16 protein-coding genes are annotated in these 20,234 nt (G+C 37.0%); 7 read left to right on the forward strand and 9 right to left on the reverse strand.

The window, feature by feature from the left end; translation table 11 throughout:
- The first annotated feature begins 58 nt into the window (after window positions 1–58).
- Together R2Q77_RS09815 and bioD are read left to right on the forward strand one after the other, a co-directional pair.
- Window positions 59–1,183, forward strand: coding sequence for an 8-amino-7-oxononanoate synthase (locus R2Q77_RS09815; RefSeq protein ID WP_316803546.1), 1,125 nt, complete (start codon window positions 59–61; stop codon window positions 1,181–1,183).
- Window positions 1,176–1,784 carry a dethiobiotin synthase gene (gene bioD / locus R2Q77_RS09820; protein WP_316803547.1) on the forward strand — a complete coding sequence of 203 codons (609 nt, stop codon included), beginning with the start codon at window positions 1,176–1,178 and terminating at the stop codon, window positions 1,782–1,784. Before R2Q77_RS09815 ends, bioD begins: the two co-directional genes overlap by 8 nt.
- Window positions 1,785–2,045: 261 nt before the next feature.
- Here bioD and R2Q77_RS09825 read toward each other — a convergent pair whose 3' ends face one another.
- The 9 genes from R2Q77_RS09825 to R2Q77_RS09865 all read right to left on the reverse strand — a co-directional run bounded on the left by R2Q77_RS09825 (window position 2,046) and on the right by R2Q77_RS09865 (window position 15,082).
- On the reverse strand, window positions 2,046–2,738 hold the full coding sequence (locus R2Q77_RS09825) for a GDSL-type esterase/lipase family protein (RefSeq protein ID WP_316803548.1): 693 nt from the start codon (window positions 2,736–2,738) through the stop codon (window positions 2,046–2,048).
- Between the two features lie 33 nt (window positions 2,739–2,771).
- Window positions 2,772–3,671 (reverse strand): glycerophosphodiester phosphodiesterase family protein, encoded by a 900-nt coding sequence (locus tag R2Q77_RS09830; RefSeq protein WP_316803549.1) that lies wholly within the window; start codon window positions 3,669–3,671, stop codon window positions 2,772–2,774.
- Between the two features lie 32 nt (window positions 3,672–3,703).
- Entirely contained in the window at window positions 3,704–5,116 is a 1,413-nt protein-coding gene (locus tag R2Q77_RS09835) for a calcineurin-like phosphoesterase family protein (RefSeq protein WP_316803550.1), read from the reverse strand.
- Between the two features lie 76 nt (window positions 5,117–5,192).
- Entirely contained in the window at window positions 5,193–6,839 is a 1,647-nt protein-coding gene (locus R2Q77_RS09840; protein WP_316803551.1) for a DUF5689 domain-containing protein, read from the reverse strand.
- Between the two features lie 25 nt (window positions 6,840–6,864).
- Window positions 6,865–8,436 carry a SusD/RagB family nutrient-binding outer membrane lipoprotein gene (locus R2Q77_RS09845; protein ID WP_316803552.1) on the reverse strand — a complete coding sequence of 524 codons (1,572 nt, stop codon included), beginning with the start codon at window positions 8,434–8,436 and terminating at the stop codon, window positions 6,865–6,867.
- A gap of 10 nt (window positions 8,437–8,446) precedes the next feature.
- Window positions 8,447–11,941, reverse strand: a complete 3,495-nt coding sequence (locus tag R2Q77_RS09850) for a SusC/RagA family TonB-linked outer membrane protein (RefSeq protein ID WP_316803553.1) — start codon at window positions 11,939–11,941, stop codon at window positions 8,447–8,449.
- A gap of 129 nt (window positions 11,942–12,070) precedes the next feature.
- Window positions 12,071–13,069 carry a FecR family protein gene (locus R2Q77_RS09855; RefSeq protein ID WP_316803554.1) on the reverse strand — a complete coding sequence of 333 codons (999 nt, stop codon included), beginning with the start codon at window positions 13,067–13,069 and terminating at the stop codon, window positions 12,071–12,073.
- 141 nt (window positions 13,070–13,210) lie between these two features.
- Window positions 13,211–13,786 carry an RNA polymerase sigma factor gene (locus tag R2Q77_RS09860; protein ID WP_316803555.1) on the reverse strand — a complete coding sequence of 192 codons (576 nt, stop codon included), beginning with the start codon at window positions 13,784–13,786 and terminating at the stop codon, window positions 13,211–13,213.
- Window positions 13,787–13,849: 63 nt separating this feature from the next.
- Window positions 13,850–15,082, reverse strand: a complete 1,233-nt coding sequence (locus R2Q77_RS09865) for a sterol desaturase family protein (RefSeq protein ID WP_316803556.1) — start codon at window positions 15,080–15,082, stop codon at window positions 13,850–13,852.
- Window positions 15,083–15,245: 163 nt separating this feature from the next.
- Between R2Q77_RS09865 and R2Q77_RS09870 the strand changes: the two genes are divergently transcribed.
- The 5 genes from R2Q77_RS09870 (at window position 15,246) to R2Q77_RS09890 (ending at window position 20,231) form a co-directional block, all read left to right on the forward strand.
- Window positions 15,246–16,007, forward strand: coding sequence for an ROK family protein (locus R2Q77_RS09870; RefSeq protein WP_316803557.1), 762 nt, complete (start codon window positions 15,246–15,248; stop codon window positions 16,005–16,007).
- 84 nt (window positions 16,008–16,091) lie between these two features.
- Entirely contained in the window at window positions 16,092–17,507 is a 1,416-nt protein-coding gene (gene gndA / locus R2Q77_RS09875; RefSeq protein WP_316803558.1) for an NADP-dependent phosphogluconate dehydrogenase, read from the forward strand.
- A 27-nt stretch (window positions 17,508–17,534) separates the two neighbouring features.
- Complete coding sequence (gene zwf, locus R2Q77_RS09880; protein ID WP_316803559.1) at window positions 17,535–19,049, forward strand: glucose-6-phosphate dehydrogenase; 1,515 nt, start codon at window positions 17,535–17,537, stop codon at window positions 19,047–19,049.
- An 83-nt stretch (window positions 19,050–19,132) separates the two neighbouring features.
- Window positions 19,133–19,858: a 6-phosphogluconolactonase gene (gene pgl, locus R2Q77_RS09885; protein ID WP_316803560.1), complete on the forward strand. Its 726-nt coding sequence runs from the start codon at window positions 19,133–19,135 to the stop codon at window positions 19,856–19,858.
- Between the two features lie 10 nt (window positions 19,859–19,868).
- Window positions 19,869–20,231 (forward strand): DUF5655 domain-containing protein, encoded by a 363-nt coding sequence (locus R2Q77_RS09890; protein ID WP_316803561.1) that lies wholly within the window; start codon window positions 19,869–19,871, stop codon window positions 20,229–20,231.
- The last annotated feature ends 3 nt before the right edge of the window (window positions 20,232–20,234 follow it).

The raw sequence follows: 20,234 nt of genomic DNA on the forward strand, positions 1-20,234 counted from the left end.
CTAAAAGAATCGCTTTTTTTATACAATAGTTTTCTGCTGCTTTCTTTATTTTTGGGCGATGAATAAAATCGAGCAGTTTTTAAATTTTAAGCTTCAGCAAAGAATTGAAGATCATTCCATCAGATGCCTAAAAACATCTTTCCCACCAGTAGATTTTTGTTCTAATGACTACATTGGTTTTGCACAATCCGCCCTGTTAAAGGAGTATATAAATAAAGAACTTTTAAAGTTAACTACTTATCCTAATGGTTCGGGCGGCTCTCGCCTGCTCAGTGGCAACACGCTTTATATTGAAGAAACTGAACAACATATCGCTGATTTTCATCAGGCTGAAAGTGGCTTAATCTTTAATTCCGGTTATGATGCCAATGTAGGGCTTTTATCAAGTGTACCACAACGTGGTGATACCATTATTACAGATGAACTCATTCACGCCAGTATTATTGATGGTTGCCGATTAACACATGCCACCCGTTATAAATTTACCCACAACGATTTAAATGACCTTGAAGATAAAATAAGATTATCTAAAGGAAACATTTTTGTGGTTGTAGAAAGTGTTTATTCTATGGATGGTGATGTTCCGCCTTTAGCAGAAATTGCTGCGCTTTGCAATAAATATGAAGCCAATTTAATTGTTGACGAGGCTCATGCCACTGGCATTTTTGGCCCGCAAGGAAAAGGCTTAATAAATGAACTTAACCTTACCGAACAAGTTTTTGCCAGGATTGTAACTTTCGGAAAAGCCATGGGCACGCACGGAGCCATTGTTTTAGGAAGCCAAAATTTAAGAAATTACCTCATTAACTTTGCGCGTTCTTTTATTTACACTACGGCTGCCCCCATCCATTCGGCTGTGGCTATAAAATGTGCTTATCAATTGTTAAAACAAAACGACCAGCAGCTAATACACCGTAAAATTAATTTCTTTAGAGCCCAGCTGGCGCAAAAAAATATTGTTTCAATGAACAGCATCAGTCCTATTCAAGGGGTGATTTTTTCATCAAATGAAGAAACTAAGGTAGCCGCCTTAAAATTACAACAACATCATTTTGATGTGCGCGCAATTCTTAGTCCAACCGTACCAAAAGGTAAAGAACGATTGAGGATCTGCTTACATACTTTTAACAGCGACCAGGAAATTATCGACTTAACAGATTATTTAAAAAGCATTAATGACTAAATATTTTATTACCGGAATTGGAACCGGAATTGGCAAAACTTTAATCAGTGCCATTTTAACAGAGAAATTAAAAGCAGATTACTGGAAACCTATACAATCAGGCGATTTGGAAAGCAGCGACAGCTTAACCGTGAAAAGTTTAATCAGCAACACCAAAACGATAATTCATCCGGAAAGCTATCAGTTAACCCAGCCTTTGTCGCCGCATCTATCTGCAGCACTTGATGATGTAAAAATAGACCTGGAAAATATAACCGCCCCACACACAGAAAATAATTTAATTATTGAAGGTGCCGGAGGTTTAATGGTTCCTTTAAATGAAGATAAGCTGATCGTAGATTTAATTAAGCACTTGAATGTGGAAGTTATCCTGGTTTCTCAAAATTACCTGGGAAGCATCAATCATACATTATTATCTATAAACTTGCTTAACCAGTATGGAATTAAAATTAGGGGTATTATTTTCAATGGAGATGAAAACCCTGAAAACCAAAGATATATCCTTCAGTATTCTAAATTAAAAAGCCTTGGCTATGTACCGAGGCTTGATGTGATTAACCAGAATAATGTAGCAAACGCAGGCGCTTATATCGAACTTTAAGCTTGCTCATATGGTTGGCGTTATCTCCATACTACCCTGTATACGTAGCTAATCCACATTATACAGGATTGGTGATAATACCAACCTTAAGCTTAAATCCACATTATTCAGGATTGGTGATAACACCAGCCTTAAGCTTAATAATTGCTCATGTGGTTGGTGTTATCACCATACCACCTCGTACGCGTAGCTAATCCACATTATACAGGATTGGAGATAATACCAACCTTAAGCTTAATAATTAAAGTAAAGTGTTATTTTTTATTTTAAATAGCCTCCATCTTGTAAAATCTTAGCCCAAACTTCGTATCCGGCCGGAATGAGGTGCAAACCATCTTTTGTAAGTTCAGCTTTAAGGTGTTTATCCTGGTCTAAAAAGTGAGGATAAAGATCTATAATGATTACATTTTTGGCTTCTAATTTTCTAATTTCACTGTTGAGCCATAAAATATGTTCATCTTTTCCATAATGATTTTTGAATTTATCAAAAGAAGCATTTACAGGTAAAAGGGTGTTAAAATAAATCCTTGTCTTTTTTGATCCTGCCCTGATTCTGGCAATCATGGTTTTATAATTCCGCAAAATAACGCTATCCGGTATATTCCTTGAAACATCATTAATACCGATCAGAATAAAGATTTTAGAAGGTTTACCGTCGATTACATTTTGCAGACGTTCTAAAACGCCAAAAGTAATATCACCAGAAATGCCCCTGTTTTTAGCCAGTGGTAAGTTTAAAAGTTTCGCCCAATCTGTGCCGGCCGTAATGCTGTTGCCTAAAAAAATAATGTCTTTTTTTGATTTTACTTCTGCCTGGAATTTGGCAACCAGTTCGGCATATTTATTCGGACGATACGTACTATCCCATTGAACAGTTTGTGCATTTGAATAACCGGAAGCTAAATAAAAAACTAAACTAAAAACAAGTGCAATTTTTATTACAAAAGATTTCATTACAAAGAATTTGATTTATTGCAAGTTCATAAATTATTTGGATTGAACCAAAAGATCAGGATAATCAGAAATGATTCCGTCTACCTTTAAGCTTCTTAAGTTTTTCATGTCTTCAATCGTGTTTGGTGTCCATGGAAGAACTTTTACACCATCGGCATGTGCCTTTTCTATAAGTTCTGCATTAACCATATGCCACTCCGGACTTAAAATAAACGGTTTATAACCTAAATCGGCAATATTTTCTTCATAAGTTTTTTTATTGGCAACTAAAAATGAGGTTCTAACATTCGGATATTTTTCGTGGATTAACTGAATGGTGCGTTTATCAAAAGATTGAATAATCACGTAAGGTAAAATCTTCTTTTTTTCCAAAACCGCCATTAGTAATTTAACAAAAACTGCAGGTTCAGGATTCGTAATCCCATCCCCCTGTGGTGCACATTTAGTTTCGATGTTATAAAAGAATTGTTTCCTTTTATTTACCTTAATATCTTGCTGAACAGCATCAATTAAATCAGCCAAAAGCGGAATATTGCTTTTTGTCTTCTGCTGCTTTGGAAAGCCGGCAAGTGGCTTTGTTCCTAAATCAAATTGTTTAAGGTTAGCATAATCCATCTGAAAAACAGGATATTTCTTCGCATCACTTACGGGAATTTCTTTTCCATCTGGCGTAAGCATAAATCCCGGACTTAAATAATCATCATGGGTAACCACTACTTTACCATCTTTGGTAATGTGGGTATCCATCTCTAAAGTGGTAATTCCTTCAATCTTCATGGCATTTTGCATGGCCTGAATTGTGTTTTCGGGCATTAAACCCCTGCCGCCACGATGTGCCTCAGCACTAAAAGCCGGAAATTGTGCCTGACTAAATGTTTGCATAGAACATAAAGATGCAGAAATGAATAATAAAACGGATACACTTAACTTCATAATTGTATTTTTTAATTGTTTTTTATCAAGATTTAATTACTGTTTACTTCTGATTCAAATTTTTCTCCAAAACGGTCTGTGGCTACAACCTTCACTTTTTTAACCGAAGGCTCAAAATGTGCTATAAACAAATGGTCGGTTGATCTTGGCTCTACAAACGCGCGTGGTTGGGGCAATTTATCTCCCTTATAAAGCTTTACTGCCAAAGGATCGAAACCTTCTTGCTGCAACATCGCTCCCATCGGCTTTCCATCTAAAAAATATTCAACCTTCCATTCGGGATCATAATTCCAAACATTTGCTATTAAACGCTTTTGATTAGTCAAGGTATCCACATAAATGTCTAATTGTGCTTTTCGATCTCTGCCGGTAGATTTGTAATACCACTTTAATTCAGTTCCATTTACCTCATAAACCCCATATCCTCTTGGCGTGCCATCTTCACAAATCGGACCTGTCCACCAGCCACCACAAACAGTGCCATGGTTATGTTCGTAAATATTTTCACTGATCATGTTTTTGTTATAATGGGTATGACCAGACATTATGTGTATGTTTTTGAAATCTTTAAGAACCGCATAAAAATCTTCCTTATTTTTTACCTGGTTGTGTACAGGAATATGAAGGCAAATAATTAATAATGCATCTTTTGGAACCAGTGTCAAATCTTTTGCAAGCCAGTCTAATTGTGTTTGTGTAATAAAGCCATCATAATCACGCTCTGTACCTAAATAACGAACATCATCCAACACCACATAGTGAGCCTTGCCTCGGTTAAACGAGTAATAAGTTGGTCCGTAATGAGCCTGAAAGGTTCGGTCAGAAGTATCATCTCCCCCTTGTCTGTAATCCTGGTCGTGGTTTCCTAAAGCCTGAAAAAATGGAATTCCGATTTTTGCTATTGCTTCATCATAAGCGGGAAAAAGATCAAAATTATCCCAAACCAAGTCGCCAACACCAATTCCGTGTACTGGTGTATTTCCCATGCCCTGCACCACTTGTAAAGTATCGGGCACTGAAGTTTCCATCATTTGCTGTACATCTTTTTTGTTCTTCACCTGTGGATCGGCCCAAATGATAAAGTTATGTTGATCATCTTTTTGTTTCAAAGGTTTAAGGTCGAAATTAAGTTGACCAGCTGTATCTGGTTTATAATAATGACGGGCAATGCTGCTCTCTGTTTTAAATTCGTAACCTGCAGGCGTACTCATCCAAACAAAACGAGCCAAGTCATTCAGCTCGAGCTGATAATTCCCTTGTTTATCTGTTTGAACCACACTATAACCATCAGAAATAACAACGCCTGCAACAGCCTTGCCTTTGCTGGTTACTTTTCCGGAAACGGTTCCATTTTCCGAAAACAATGCTGCCGGAAATGATTTTAAGCTAATAAACAGGCCTGTGGTTAACAAGCTTGTTTTTTGAATAAAAGATCTTCTGTTCAATTTCTTTAAATATAAAGTGAATGTTTACAATATTAAAAGACTGAAAATGGTTGCCATTTTCAGTCTTTTATTTATTTTATTTAAGTTTTGTTGGTGGAATGGTATCCGTTCTAATGTATTGTCCTGTGGTGGCATTAATTACTTTTACCAGGGTAATATCCTCAATGTCAGCAAGTGTTGATGTTTTAGACAAATCGATATTAGATTGCGACCTGGCTTTAACCCATTTGCCCAAAGTAGGGTTATATACGCCTCCAAGTTTATTCCAAAAACCCTGATCTGCTGGCAACTGATAACTAAAGCTTAAGGTGTTTGTACCCGATCTGTAGAAAGGTTGTGGTGTTAAATCATCCGACACAACGTCTATTTTATCGTAGAAGTCGGTATTGGCAATTTTATATCCGGTTGAAGGTGCACTGTATAAACTACCTGTGGTACCAATAAATACCACATCAATTGGCACGCTGTTTACATCTACATTGGTACCTTCGAAAACGGCAAAGCCTGAAGCATTTCCGCTATTGGCAAATAAACCACTGGTATATAAACCAAAACCATCGCCATTTCCTGCCGGTGCAGAAGCTGGTGTTGCTGTAGTGTAGTTTTTAGACCGGATCCATTTAGAAGAGGCAATTGATGTTGAATTTACACCATTAATTAATTTAGATGATCCACCTACGTAAAAATACTCACCTTTAGAAACCGTGCCCGAGGTAAGATTAAATTTATAGGTTCTGGATACTAAGCCTGCCGGAACAGCTAACGCATCTGCCCCCGTTGCCCAACCTTTAGTTGGAAAAACCAAGGTAGGACTTGATGCACCTGCATTATTGGTTACCACTACCGAATAAGGTGTAGTCGCAAAATTAATATCGCGGGTAGCTAAAAATTGCATGTACTCATAATTACCATCACCACCTTCAGCATCAGCCATATAACCAGAAATAATTACACCTGCTATTTCGGGCTTAGGACTTAAAGGTCTTACATCTTTTAAAGTGCGGATGCGCAACTGTGGGATTAGTTTTCCGCTGTTGCTCATTGTATTAAAAATAACACCATAGTAGTTGGCATTAAAGTTAAGCCCTGTTGCGCTGGCAAAGGTTGCGGACGGATCTGTGTAGAGGTTAAAATTATCAAAACCATCGTTTATAATTTTATTTCCCGAGTAGGTATCTATCGGTTCAGGGATGGGATCAAACCCGGCTTTTACCACAACAACCAATGTACTTTCGTAATTATTTGGATTGGCTAATATCAAATTACTGCCTACCCGGTTTGGAGGAATAATGATGCCAGAAGTTATTTTTCTAACTGCAGTTGAAGCAACCCCTGTAATTTGTAAAGTGCCATCTACTCTTTTTAAGGTTCCACCCGTTACATTTACGGCAACCGAATCGCCGGGTATATATTTAGCTGCATCTGCACCTAATTGTATAGAAATACCTCTGATTAAAGATAAACGGCGTTTATCCTGAATAATCAGCAATCCGGCAGGCATGTTTTTCGATGAATGATCAGAAATAACCACTCCGGTAACACTGTTAGAACCCGACATATTATCCTCACTAAGTGCAACATCGTCTCCTTTATATAAATTCCGTAAATCAAATAATGGTAAGTAATTACCAATTTGTCCGCCTGGATAATTTCCCTTTTTACATCCACCTAATGTACATAGGGCAGAAAGCAAAATCAGACTGTAAAATATTATTTTCTTCATTTTAATAGTTTCTTAATGTTCTTTATTAAGGTTTTTGCCACCATACATTGGTTGATATTACATCAGGTCCCTGGCTGGCTATTGCGGCCTGGTAATTGGTTGGGTTGGCAGATTGTACGTAAACAGGGTAATTCATGCGTGCGGGCATTACACCACCATTTCTTAAACCGGCACCTTTAGGCAATACAGGATGACCTGTTCGACGGTATTCAAACCACTGCTGAAGATCGACCATAAACAAGGCATAGTATTTTTGCACATGAATTTGTTCCATTTTATTTTCAATGCTCGCGGCATCGTTCCAGTCTATATCAGCTTCTTCAATATGTTTTATGGCCATGGCAGCCGTTGGATCGGATGTGAATCCCTGAACCCAGTAATTAATGGCAGCAGTAATACCCGCATTGTAATAATTTTGGGCAGATGAAGCAATCCAACCCTTCGCGGCAGCTTCTGCCAAGATAAACTGAACTTCAGCGTAATTCATTAGTATACCCGTTAATGGATTTTGCTGCAATGATTTTGCACCATATGTTCCACTGCCGAGGGTTTGATCATTGGAATAGAAATAAGACCCTTTTGTAACGCCTGTTCCAATAACATACCCGCTTGGTACACCAGAATAACTGCTTAATCCACCCTGTGCAATTCCCCAGGCATTTGCGCCACCAGTTCCGTAAGGTGCGCTAACATCTAAACGGGGATCTTTCCAGTTCACCAAATGATCAATAAAGAAACTACCAATGGCCGGTGCCCTGAAATCCTGGGCCCTTACCCCATTTACATATGGAGCAGTATAAGCATCGGATGTACTTGTTCCGCCAGTCCATTTAATGGTAGCCGATTCTGCATTATTTGTCATAATTGGATAGGTTGCAGCATTATTTTCAACGATGTCCTTAATTTTTGCAATGCACATGGCCGAAACATCAGATTTTCCAGAAACCCTGATCAGCAACCGCAGGTATAAAGAGTTGCAGAACCTGCGCCATTTAGTAATATCACCTTTAAATACAGGGTCGCTTGAGGCCTGGATTGCTGTACCGCTACTTAAAAGGGTATTGGCTTCTTCCAGCTTTTTAAACAAATCAAGATAAATATCCTTTTGCTTGTCAAATTTAGGTTCAAGCAGGCCATTTGCACCTTGTCCGGCTTCAGTGTAAGGAATGTCGCCATAAACATCACTTAACATGGAGAATATCCACGATTGGCAAACCAGCGAAATACCCTGATAAGATTTGTTTAAGTATTCCGGCTTACCGGCAAGTTTGTAAATGTCTTTAAAGTTGGTAATCTGTACAAACCATTTATTCCATAAATCATCCGAAACTGTACTTCTGTATTCGTATCTGAAAACAGCTCCATCCCCGTCGGTAATGCTCACCGTTACCTGCATCAGCTCGTTATTAAAATTGCGGTTGCGAAACAAGCCTGCGGAGACTGAATTAACCAGGGCCGGTGCTAAAAGTTTACTGGGCGTGGTGGATATAATATTAATCGGATCTGTATTGACCGCAGTAAAGTCCTTTTGGCAGGAAGTTAAGGTAAGGCCAACAATGAACAGAAGAGCGATTTTTGTATGAATATGCTTTCTCATTTTTGAAAAATTAAATACCGATTGATAAGTTAAAACCATAAGTTCGGGTAGATGGGAACTGACCAATTTCAAAGCCTGTTACAATATCAGAACCGCTAAGTGTTCCAAATTCGGGATCGAACATTGGCCATGGCGACCAGATAAAAAGATTACGTCCATACACACCGATTGATGCACTGGATAAACCCATTCGTTTAAGCATTTTTGGTTTAAACTTATAATTGAATGAGGCCTCTCTGAATTTAATAAAATCAGTGCTAAAAGTACTTCCTTCAGCATTATCTGAGCCCATAACAGATTGGTAATAACCATCAACGTCGTAAGAAATAACATCGTTCCTGCGGTAAGTACCATCCGCATTTTGCACCACACCATTGCCTACGATACCGTTGTACCTGCCCGGAAGCGTAGAAGTTAACTTACCCTGCTCAACCATTTTATAGTTTAATAAAGAGTGTGCCACTGCGCCTACCTGTGCATCGAACAATACATTTAAGCTAAACTGTTTGTAGTTAAAAGTATTTCCAATACTAAATTTATATTTAGGCATTGTATTACCTAAGTAAACCACATCATTGGTTATTTTAGCAAAACCTGTAGTTGCATCAAATACCACATTACCATCAGGATCTCGAACATAGCCACGGCCATATAAATCGCCCATGCTTCCACCAACTTTGGCCACAATTTGCCCACCGCCGATTGGCCCGGTTCTTAAAATAATAGAACTATCAGATAAGGCTTTTATTTTGTTTCTGTTGGCTGCAAAAGTTGCATTAATTGTCCAGTTAAATCCATTTTTATTGGCTATTGGACTTGCATTTAACGCAACCTCAATACCGGTGTTATTTACCTGACCTGCATTTATAATCGCCTGGTTATATCCGGAAGAACGATCGACAATACGGGTTAAAATCTGATTTTTAGTATTACCGGCATACAGGGCCACATCAAAACCAAGTCTGTTTTTAAATAACCTAACCTCTGTACCAATTTCATAGGTTGTCGTTTTTAAAGGCTTAAGGTTTTCATTAGGTAATATTGTTGGGTTCTGTAAAGCGCTATCCGGATAAATTCCGTTTGAAGCCAGCGAATAAGTATAAGCTGTACGGTAAGGCGTTGTACCACCGCTACCAACCTGCGATACGGAAGCTCTGAACTTTGCATAACTAATTGCTTTAGGTAGCTTAAAGAAATCTGAAAGTATAAAACTTGCACTGGCCGACGGATAGAAAAAGCCAACATTATCTGTCCTCGTTAAGGTGGCTAACACACTGCTCCAATCCTTACGCCCGGTAATATCAAGGTATAAATAGTTTTTATAACTGGTAGATAAAATTCCGTAAAAGCTATTAATTCTGTACCTGCTGGTATCTGGAATAGACGTAAGCGGATATAAATTGTTTGTTAACTCATATAACCCCGGGGTTTTTAAACCATCAGCCCGAAGATCAGATTTATCGTACCGGTTTCTTAACTGGCTTCCACCTACAGAAAGATTCATCTGAATATCTTTATTAATCTTTTTATCGTAATGGACTAAGAAATCAAAGTTTGTTTCCTGCGAATAAATATCCTGCGTGCGGTAAGAACCCTGAGTTAACCTGGTACCGGCATCGTAAGGACGTTCCTGGGCCCGTTTTTCTGAGGATAAATCGATGCTCGAACGCAATTGCAAACTCAATTCTTTAGTAAACTGATAACTGGCCTGTGCATTGGCGGTAATGTTATTGCGTCGGGTTTTATTAATAAACTCATTTACAACCGCATAAGGATTTTCAGGATATGAACTGTAAGGATATTTAATTTTAAGATTTTCCTGACCGTTAGTCCAGTAATTCTTAATCCAATCCAGGTTTGCGCTTGGCTGCCAAAAAATAAACCAGTACATTAAAGATTGATTACCGTATCCTGCACCCGGCAAATTATCGCTAAACCTGTTTCCGTAATTTATTTTGGTTGTAAACTTTAGCTTTTTAGTAATATCGGTACTGGTAGATAAAGATACTGTTGTACGCTCTACACCTGTTTCAGGAATAATCCAGGTATTATTTTGATTAGTAATGGAAACACGTGCTGTAGTGGTGTTTAACACTCCATCCAAACTTAATGAATTGGTTAAGTTTTGTCCGGTATCAAAAAAATCCCTGATTTGATTTTTGTAAGGTACCCAAGGTGTTCTCACTTTACTTTGTGTTTGCGTAACCGGATCATACTGAAAAAACATTTGCCCTTCAAACTTAGGGCCGTATGCAGAACTGGTACCACTGGTGCTTGCGCCATCGGCACTTGCTCCATACGAATAATAATTTGCGCCATCAGTTCCCTGCCCATATTCATATTGCATATCCGGCCAGCGGTTAACAGATTCTAATGATCCGTTTGAAGTAAACTTAATGTTTACATGTTTTCTTTTTGAATTACCGGATTTAGTTGTAATAATAATGGCTCCATTTGCACCGCGTTGCCCGTAAAGCGCCGCTGCCCCCGGACCTTTAAGCACCGTAACACTTTCTATATCGTCAGGATTAATATCGTTAATGGTACTTCCATAATCAGCAGGCATATTGTCGCTACCTGTACCATACACACCATCAGAACCGTTGGCTGTACGGCGCCCGCCACTGTTATTAATAACCACGCCATCTACTACTATTAAGGCTTCATTATCGCCTGTGAGGTTGTTTTCCCCCCGTAAAATAATTTTATTAGAACCTGCAGGCCCGCTGTTTGATCTAATCAGGTTTAAACCCGCAACCTTGCCCGAAAGTGCATCAGTCCAATTGGTAGATACCGCATCTGTTAATTGCGTACTATCTATCTTGGTTACGGCATAACCCAGTGCACGCTCTTCACGTTTTATACCTAAGGCTGTAACGACAACCTCGTTAAGCGAATTTTCGGCAGGCTTAATCTGCATGTTTAATTTGGTAGTACCGCCGTTTGTAATTTTTACCTGCTGTATTTTTGTAGTTTCATAAGAAATATAACGAGCTTCAACGGTATACACTCCAGCTTCGGCTGCCACTGCATAATTACCTTCGTTATCACTTTGTGCCAGTTTATTAAGTTCTACAATCTTAATGGTAGCAGCAGGAACGGCCTCGTTATTTTCATCTACAATTTTTCCAGTCAGCCGGCCAGTAGCAGAGTTTTTGGCTGTTATTAAAATGCTTGTCCCGGTAATTTTATAATTAAAGGGCAAATCTTTCAAAATCAATGTAAAAATCTCTTCTAAACTGCGCAAACCACGCGCTATATATACTTTTTTCTGATCATTAAGCTGTGTATTGTTATAATTAATGCTTTTTCCACTAAGCTTTTCAATATTTTCAAAAGCTTTTTTAAAGCTGATTCCATCTGCTTCAAATAAAATCTTTTTATCTGTTTGTGCTTCAGCAGGTTTCGAGATTAAAAGCAATTGCACCATCATAACCGTAATTAAAACCATAATTTTTGACGGGTACTGATGGATAATCTTTATCCATCGGGTATTAATTTTCATATCTTTACTAAGTTTTACTTTTTTCAAATGAGTTTAAACAGTTTTTCCAGGCTTGGAATGTGTCCAGCATTTCAAGCCATTTTCTTTTTTTAGTAATTTTATATCATATCTATTTCTTTAAATTGCTTGTTAATAAATGATTACTTTATTTTCATAGATTGTATATTTTGCGCCAGAAAGCTTGGATATCATTTCCATAATTTGCAGTACAGAACATTTATCAAACCTGGCGGTAAGTTTTACTTTCTTTAGTTTTTCAGTTTTAACCTGGATATCTAAATCATATTCCCGTCCAATGGTTTGGGCAATTTCTTCGAGGGTTTTATCATAAAAAGCCATTTTATATTCACGCCAGTTATTAAACTCCAATGCATCAACAGTTTGCTTTTCTACGGTTTTACCATCAACCGAAATGCTCAATTGTTCATTTGGCAGAAGGAAGTAAACCTGATTTGCTTTGGTTTGATTTTTAACCACAACCCCAACCTTTCCGGTTTGAACGGTTACCGTAATGTTTTTTAAGGATTTGTATGCATTAACATTAAATGAAGTACCCAAAACCGTAGTACTCACTTTGCCGGTACGGACTACAAAAGGCTGCTTTACCCGGTGTTGAACATCAAAAAAAGCTTCGCCTTCCAGGTAAACAATTCGTTTACCTGTGTTAAAATTTTGGGTGTAGCGAATTTTGGTATCGCCATTTAAATAGATATTAGAACCATCAGGCATGGTTACCAAACGTTTTTGGCCTTTTGGATTATAAATTTCGTTATACGCAATTTCTATAGGTTGCTTTTTACGCTGGTTATAAAAATATAAAAGTGGTACTGTAGCCAATACAACAACTGCAGCAGCAACTTTAATCCACTTCTGCCACCTTATTTTTAATGCAGGAACCGCTTTCTTTGGCTCTTGACTTATATGCTGCTGAATGGAAAGCCAGCCATTTTGTTGGTTTAAAGGTTTACTTAAATAATATTCCGCAGTTTCAAAGGCTTGCAGTACTTCCCTGAAAGCTTGTTGGTTTTCGCCACTTTCACCTACCCATACCATTAAGTCTGAGAGGTTTTCGTTGCTTATGTTTTTTTTACTGTAATCTTCTATTAACTTGTAATAATGCTGATCCATTTAATAATCTGTTCTGATGGTAAGACAGGATTATTGGCTTAGATACGTAGCAGAAAAGATTAAGTAATTATTAAGAAAATGTAAAGTGTGGTTGTTTTATTAAAGAAGATTTGTTGTAACCGTTAAAGATTTTCTACCCGGTTAAGTTTTCGATCGTTGATTGGTGTTTGAAACCAATAACCTAAAATTTTTAACCGCCTGGTATAACAAGGTTTCAACCGTTCTTACAGATATACCTAAAATTCCGGCGATATTATTTTTTTCAAGAAGATCTACCCTGCTCATTAAAAGTACTTCACGCTGGCGCCCCGGAAGTTGGTTAATCAACGCTAAAATTTCTTTGTATGATTCCCGGCTGGCAAGCAAATCATGTGGATTCAAATGGGTATCAGGCAACATAAAAGATTCATCCTGATCATTTAAACTAAAAATATTTATTTTTGCTCTTTGTATTTCATTTAAAGCCAGGTTTCGGGCAGATACGAAAAGATATTGTTTAAGGGATTTAATTTGCAGCATACTTTTTTTATCCCACAACTTCATAAACAAATCAGCTATAAGTTCCTCTGCTTTGCTATAATCTTTTATGTAAATGGACGTAAATTTGCACAATGCAGGGTAATAACGGTTAAAAAGTGTTTCAAGCGCAAGGCTATCTCCACTGCCCAGCACAGCCATTAGGTCTTCATCACTTTTACTTAAATATCCATCCCTCATTTGCTGGCTAAATTAGCCTGCCAACATTAGGATAATGTTAAATTAACTTTGCATTTAGATTATCTAAGTATTAATTCGGTTAGGTTCTAAATCCAATACATACTTTTTGTACAAACTGCTTAAAGCAAATAAACGTTCTAAGATAATTAAAGTGATCACAGGAATAATCACCAACCCGAAAATGTCAAAACTATAAAATACATATCCAAAAATTAAGATTAACCTTAAACATTCCAGGTAGTAAATCCATTTTCGCTGCTCCAAAAGAGCACCAATATTAATTAACGTAATCAATGTAAATACAAGAACAGCCCATTTAGATAAATCATCTATGTTGTTGTATAACATAGTCGTAAAAGTTAAAATTGCAACAACTAAAATAAGCTGAGCATTTAAATAGGCCTTAAACTTAAATTTAGAGCCATCGTTTTCTTTACTTTGGAAATAACGATCCTCTAAAACCGGACGTATATTTTGATCCATATAAGCCGGACTACCAAATAACGCTTTCCATTTTGCCTTAAAACCATCAGCTCTTCTATAAGCTTCGGCAATTTCCAGATAGTAATGAAAATGCTGCCATAAAAAACTATAGCTTTTTATTGGATGCGTTAAGCCGTATTTTGGGGCTTCTTCTTCTGTTTGAAAAGTTCCGAAAATTTTATCCCAAAAAACAAATACATCTCCATAGTTTTTATCTAAGTATTTTTCGTCTGATGCATGATGAACACCATGTAAAGATGGCGTAATGAATATATTTTCGAGCCAGCCAATTTTACCGATTAATTGTGTATGTGTAAAAAATGAGTAAGCACCATGAACTAACAAAATACTTATAATCATATTGGGATGAAAGCCAATTAAAGGCAGTACACACCAGAATACATTTCTGAAAATAGCTTGTATGGTTGTAATCCGGGCAGCAGCCGATAAATTAAATTCCTCACTTTGGTGATGAACAATATGTGCAGCCCACAAAAAATTAATTTCGTGCCCCAACCTGTGGTACCAGTACCAAACTAAATCGGTGGCCAGCAATAATAAAATCCATATATACCATTTATTGGGGATATCAAAAATAGCGTAATTGCTGTACACCCATTGATAAACCTGGTAAAAACTGGCCGCAATAAAAAGATTTAGCAAACGCTCTGCAATGCCTACACTAAAATTGGCAACCGTACTTTCATACTTAAAAACATCAGTTCTTTTCCTGTACCCGGCAATCTTATATTCAATATAAACAAACAAAAAGAACGCCGGGATGGCAAAAGCTAAATAGTTTACGTTATGCATTTTTTAACGGTTGAATAAACAAATAAGGTATCGCAAACATAACAATAATCTACTAATTACATGGATTTAATAGATTATTATTTATAATTTTATTTACATTCTATTCGTTTAATCTTTTTTGTTTTAATTAATTTGTAAACTACATATTATAAAACACAATAAAATGGCTACTAAGAAAAAGGCTGAAAATACAAACATATTATCAATTGATATTGGCGGAACGAGTATAAAAACGGTATTGTTAGACGAAGATGGCAATATGCTTTCGGAATATATGAAGAGCAAAACGCCTGATGGTGCTACGCCAAAAGATATTGTAACGGGTATTGAAGACTTGATTAAGCCCATTCCTTTAACCTACGACCGTGTTTCGATTGGTTTTCCGGGTTATATAAAAAACGGAATTGTTAAAACCGCTCCTAACCTGGCCAAAGGCAAATGGGATGATGTAGATTTGGCCCAACGTGTTGCCGATGCATTAAATAAACCGGTTAGATTGGTAAATGATGCCGACCAGCAAGGCTTAGGCATTGTAGAAGGTAAAGGCTTCGAAATTGTATTTACTGTAGGTACAGGTTTTGGAACTGCTTTACTTTTTGATGGAGAACTCCTTCCCCATTTAGAACTGGCCCATTTCCCGATTAATAAAGAGGAAGATTATGATGATTATATCGGAAATAAAACCTTTGAAAAAATCGGAACTGAAAGATGGAATAAACGCTTAAAAAAGGTAATTGAAACCTATAAAACTGTTTTTAACTACGATGCTTTATACATTGGTGGCGGTAACTCAAAACAAATAGATTTTAAACTGGAAGATAATATCAAAATTGTAACCAACAGAGATGGTATTAAAGGTGGTGCCAAACTCTGGAAACTGGCGGATAAATATAATATTGTTACCGTGAAACCTCAATCAAAATAATACCTCTTTTATTACAATCATTTAACATCAATATCTTCAATATTAAATTGTAAACCCTAATTTTGGGTACATAATAAATTAAAAATGGCAAGTAACGAATCAAAACAATATAAATTAGGAATGATAGGTTTAGGCACAATGGGCCGTAATCTATTGTTAAATATGGCTGATAAAGGTTTTTCTGTAACAGGTTATGATAAAGATCATAAAATGATCGCCAAACTTGAAGAAGAAGGAAAAGCCCATCAACTGGAAGGATTTGACAATATAGAAGATTTTATCAGTCACCTGCAAACGCCGCGTACTTTAGTTTTATTGGTTCCGGCTGGTCCTATTGTAGACAGTGTAATTGCAGAATTAAAACCACTTTTAAGCAAAGGCGATATTATTATTGATAGCGGGAACTCACACTTTACCGATACCAACCGTCGTGTTGATGAACTTGAAAAAGATGGTTTACACTTCTTTGGTATGGGTATTTCAGGTGGCGAAGAAGGCGCACGTTTTGGTCCGAGTATGATGCCAGGCGGAGATAAGGAAGCCTACAACGTTGTAAAAGATGTTTTTGACGCCATTGCGGCAAAAGTAAATGGCGATCCTTGTGTTACTTACATTGGCCCGGGCGCATCTGGCCATTTTGTTAAAATGGTACACAATGGGATTGAATATGCCATTATGGAACTGATTGCCGAAGTTTATGGTATTCTTAAAAATGGCTTAGGTTACTCCAACCAGCAAATTTATGATGTATTTAAAAAATGGAATGAAGGCAGACTTCAATCTTTTTTATTAGAAATTACGGCCGAAATTTTTGTTTTTAAAGATACTGAAACTCAAAACGATCTGTTGGATCAGATTAAAGATGAAGCCCGTTCTAAAGGTACAGGCAAATGGACATCAGAAGTTTCAATGGAATTACAATTGCCTATTCCAACAATTAACGAAGCTGTTTCTAACCGCGACCTTTCTAAATTTAAAGATTTAAGGGTTTCTTTAGAAAATGCTTTCGGTAAAAAAGATGGCAAAATCGACGTTACCGTTGATGAACTTGAAGATGCATTTTATTTTTCTATGATTAGTGCCTACGCACAGGGAATGCACCTTTTGGTTCAGGCATCTAAAGAATATCAATACGATCTAAAATTACAAGAAATTGCAAAAATCTGGAGGGGCGGCTGTATTATCAGAGCTAAATTCTTAGAGGATATTTACCAGGCTTACGAGAAAAACAATAGCTTAGAACATTTATTCGGAGATTCAGGCATTCAGGAAATTATAAAAAGTACTTTAGCGGGTACTCGTAAAACCGTTTCGGCCTGTGTAAATGCAGGCATTGGTATTCCTGCTTTCGCTTCTACCCTAACTTATTTCGATACGATTACAACAGGCAGAATGCCTTCTAATTTAATCCAGGCACAACGCGATTTCTTTGGCGCACACACTTTTGAACGTATTGATCAACCGGGTGTTTTTCATGCAGACTGGAATAAATTATCCTAAAATTAGACTCACAATCCGAAAAATAAAATGAAAACCAAAACCGCGTTAAACCCAACAATATTTGTAATATTTGGTGGTACAGGTGATTTAAATAAAAGAAAGTTAGCCCCGGCTTTATACAACTTATTTATAGAAGGCTACATGCCCGAAAAATTTGCTGTTATTGGTACCGGAAGAACAGAATTTACCGACGAGAGTTATAAAGGCGCTCTTGAAGACGCCGTTAATGAGTTTTCCCGTACTGGAAAAGTTAAAAAAGATAAGTGGGAACAATTTGGCAATACCATTCATTACTGCCCTACCGATTTTGCACAGCCAAAAACTTTTGAAAACCTGAAAGGTGCTGTAGAAAAATATCAAAAAGAATACGGGCCAGAAACACAAGTGATTTTCTATCTTGCTGTTGCCCCTAATTTCTTTCCGGTAATTGCAGAATGTCTTCAAAAATATAAATTAACCCAGAATGAAGATAATAGCCGTATTGTAATTGAGAAACCTTTTGGGCATGATTTAGAATCCGCAAAAGAACTTAATGCTTTATTGAGCAACATCTTTACCGAAAAACAAATTTATCGTATTGATCATTATCTGGGTAAAGAAACTGTTCAGAATATGATGGCTTTCCGTTTTGCAAATGCTTTATTTGAACCGTTATGGAACAGATCGTACATCGATCACGTTCAGATTTCGGTTACAGAACAATTAGGTGTTGCAGATCGTGGCGGTTATTATGAAGGTGCTGGTGCATTAAGGGATATGATTCAAAATCACCTTTTACAATTGCTTTGTTTAATTGGAATGGAAGCACCGATTAATTTTGATGCTGATGAAATTCGCAACCGCAAAGTTGAAGTTTTAAAAGCAATGCGTCCTTTTTCTCCTGAAGACATTCGTTTCAATACTGTTCGCGGTCAATACAGCAAAGGCTGGGTTGAAGGGAAAGAAGTACCGGGTTACCGCCAGGAAAACAGTGTTGATCCACATTCAAATACTGAAACTTTTGCTGCTGTTAAATTTCATATCGATAATTGGAGATGGCAGGGAATTCCGTTTTACTTAAGAACCGGAAAACGTTTAAATCAAACTTCTTCTTTAATTACTATTCAATTTAGAGACGTACCGCACCAGATTTTTTCTTCGGGCGTAACTGAAAACTGGCAGCAAAACCGTTTGGTAATCAGTATTCAGCCAGAAATGAGTATCCGTATGCAGGTACAAGCTAAAAGACCAGGCTTAGATATGGTTTTAAACCCTGTTGATATGGTGTTTGACTATAAAGGCACCTATGATAGCGACACGCCTGAAGCCTACGAAACCTTATTACTGGATGCCATGATGGGCGATCAGACTTTATTTATGCGTGGCGATCAGGTTGAAGCCGCCTGGGAATTGGTAATGCCAATTTTAAATACCTGGGAAAGCAAAAAATCAATCAACTTCCCTAATTACCCTGCCGATAGCTGGGGACCTGAAGAAGCAGAGGCATTAATTGCCAGGGATGGTTTCCATTGGTTTAATTTACCATTGAAGAACAAAGATTAAGATTACATAATGATTTTGCGTTTAAGTTCATCGTCATTACGAGGCACGCAACAATCAATCATGCATTAGAAGAAATCAAAAAAATGAATTTACTTATTTATAAAACATTAGAAGAACTCAATCAGGATTTAGCAGATTACGTAATTAAAATTGCTGAAATGTCTATTGAAGAAAACGATCGCTTTAATTTTGTATTAACCGGCGGAAACTCTCCAAAAGCACTTTACAACCTTTTAGCCACTGAATGTAAAGACAGAATTGACTGGGAAAAAGTATATTTCTTTTTTGGCGATGAGCGTAATGTACCCGCTGATGATCAAAACTACAACGGTTTAATGGCGAAAAAAGCTTTATTTGAAGGCTTAGGAACAGCTGAAGACCATATCTTTTATATCGATACGACTTTAGCACCAGAAAAAGCTGCTATAGAGTATAAAAAAGCGTTAGATAAACACTTTGATGGCAGCGATATTGTATTCGATCTTATCCTTTTAGGAATGGGTGATGACGCCCACACGGCTTCAATTTTCCCGCATACCGGTTTAGTTAAAGATGAGGAAGCAACGGTAGCAGCTGTATTTGTAGAAAAACTAAATACCTACAGAATAAGTTTAACTGCACCTTTAATTAATAAAGCCGATAATGTGGCTTTCCTTGTATTTGGCGAAGGTAAGGCAGAGGCTTTAAAACATGTAATTGGCGATGAGGAAAAAGATGTAGATACTTACCCATCGCAATTAATCGATCCTATTGATGGTAAATTAACCTGGTTTGTTGATGAAGCAGCTACCAAATTATTAGAAAACTAATAACATTAATATGTCTGAGCCATTTCAATTATCAGGCATATTAAACGGAAAAACGGAATATGCTTTATCGCTATTCCGTTTTTTTATGGATGAATATGAAAAAATCGGTAAAATTAACTTACGCCCAACCAAAACTATGATCGCTATTGAAGGCGAGTATAAAATGGCTTATTTAACGCAAGTGGGCAAAAACTTCATTCATATCGTTTTTCAGTTTGATAAACCATATGAAGATAATTTATGCTTTATAAAAATTGGACAAGTTCCAAATTCCAATCAGTTTAACCACCATTTAAGAATCTATTTTAAAGAAGATATTAATGATGAAGTTAAAAATTTCATGAAACTGGCTTACCATTATAAAAAAGATTAAATG

Origin of the sequence: Pedobacter nototheniae (genome assembly GCF_032678625.1) — a bacterium.
Lineage (GTDB): Bacteria > Bacteroidota > Bacteroidia > Sphingobacteriales > Sphingobacteriaceae > Pedobacter > Pedobacter nototheniae_A.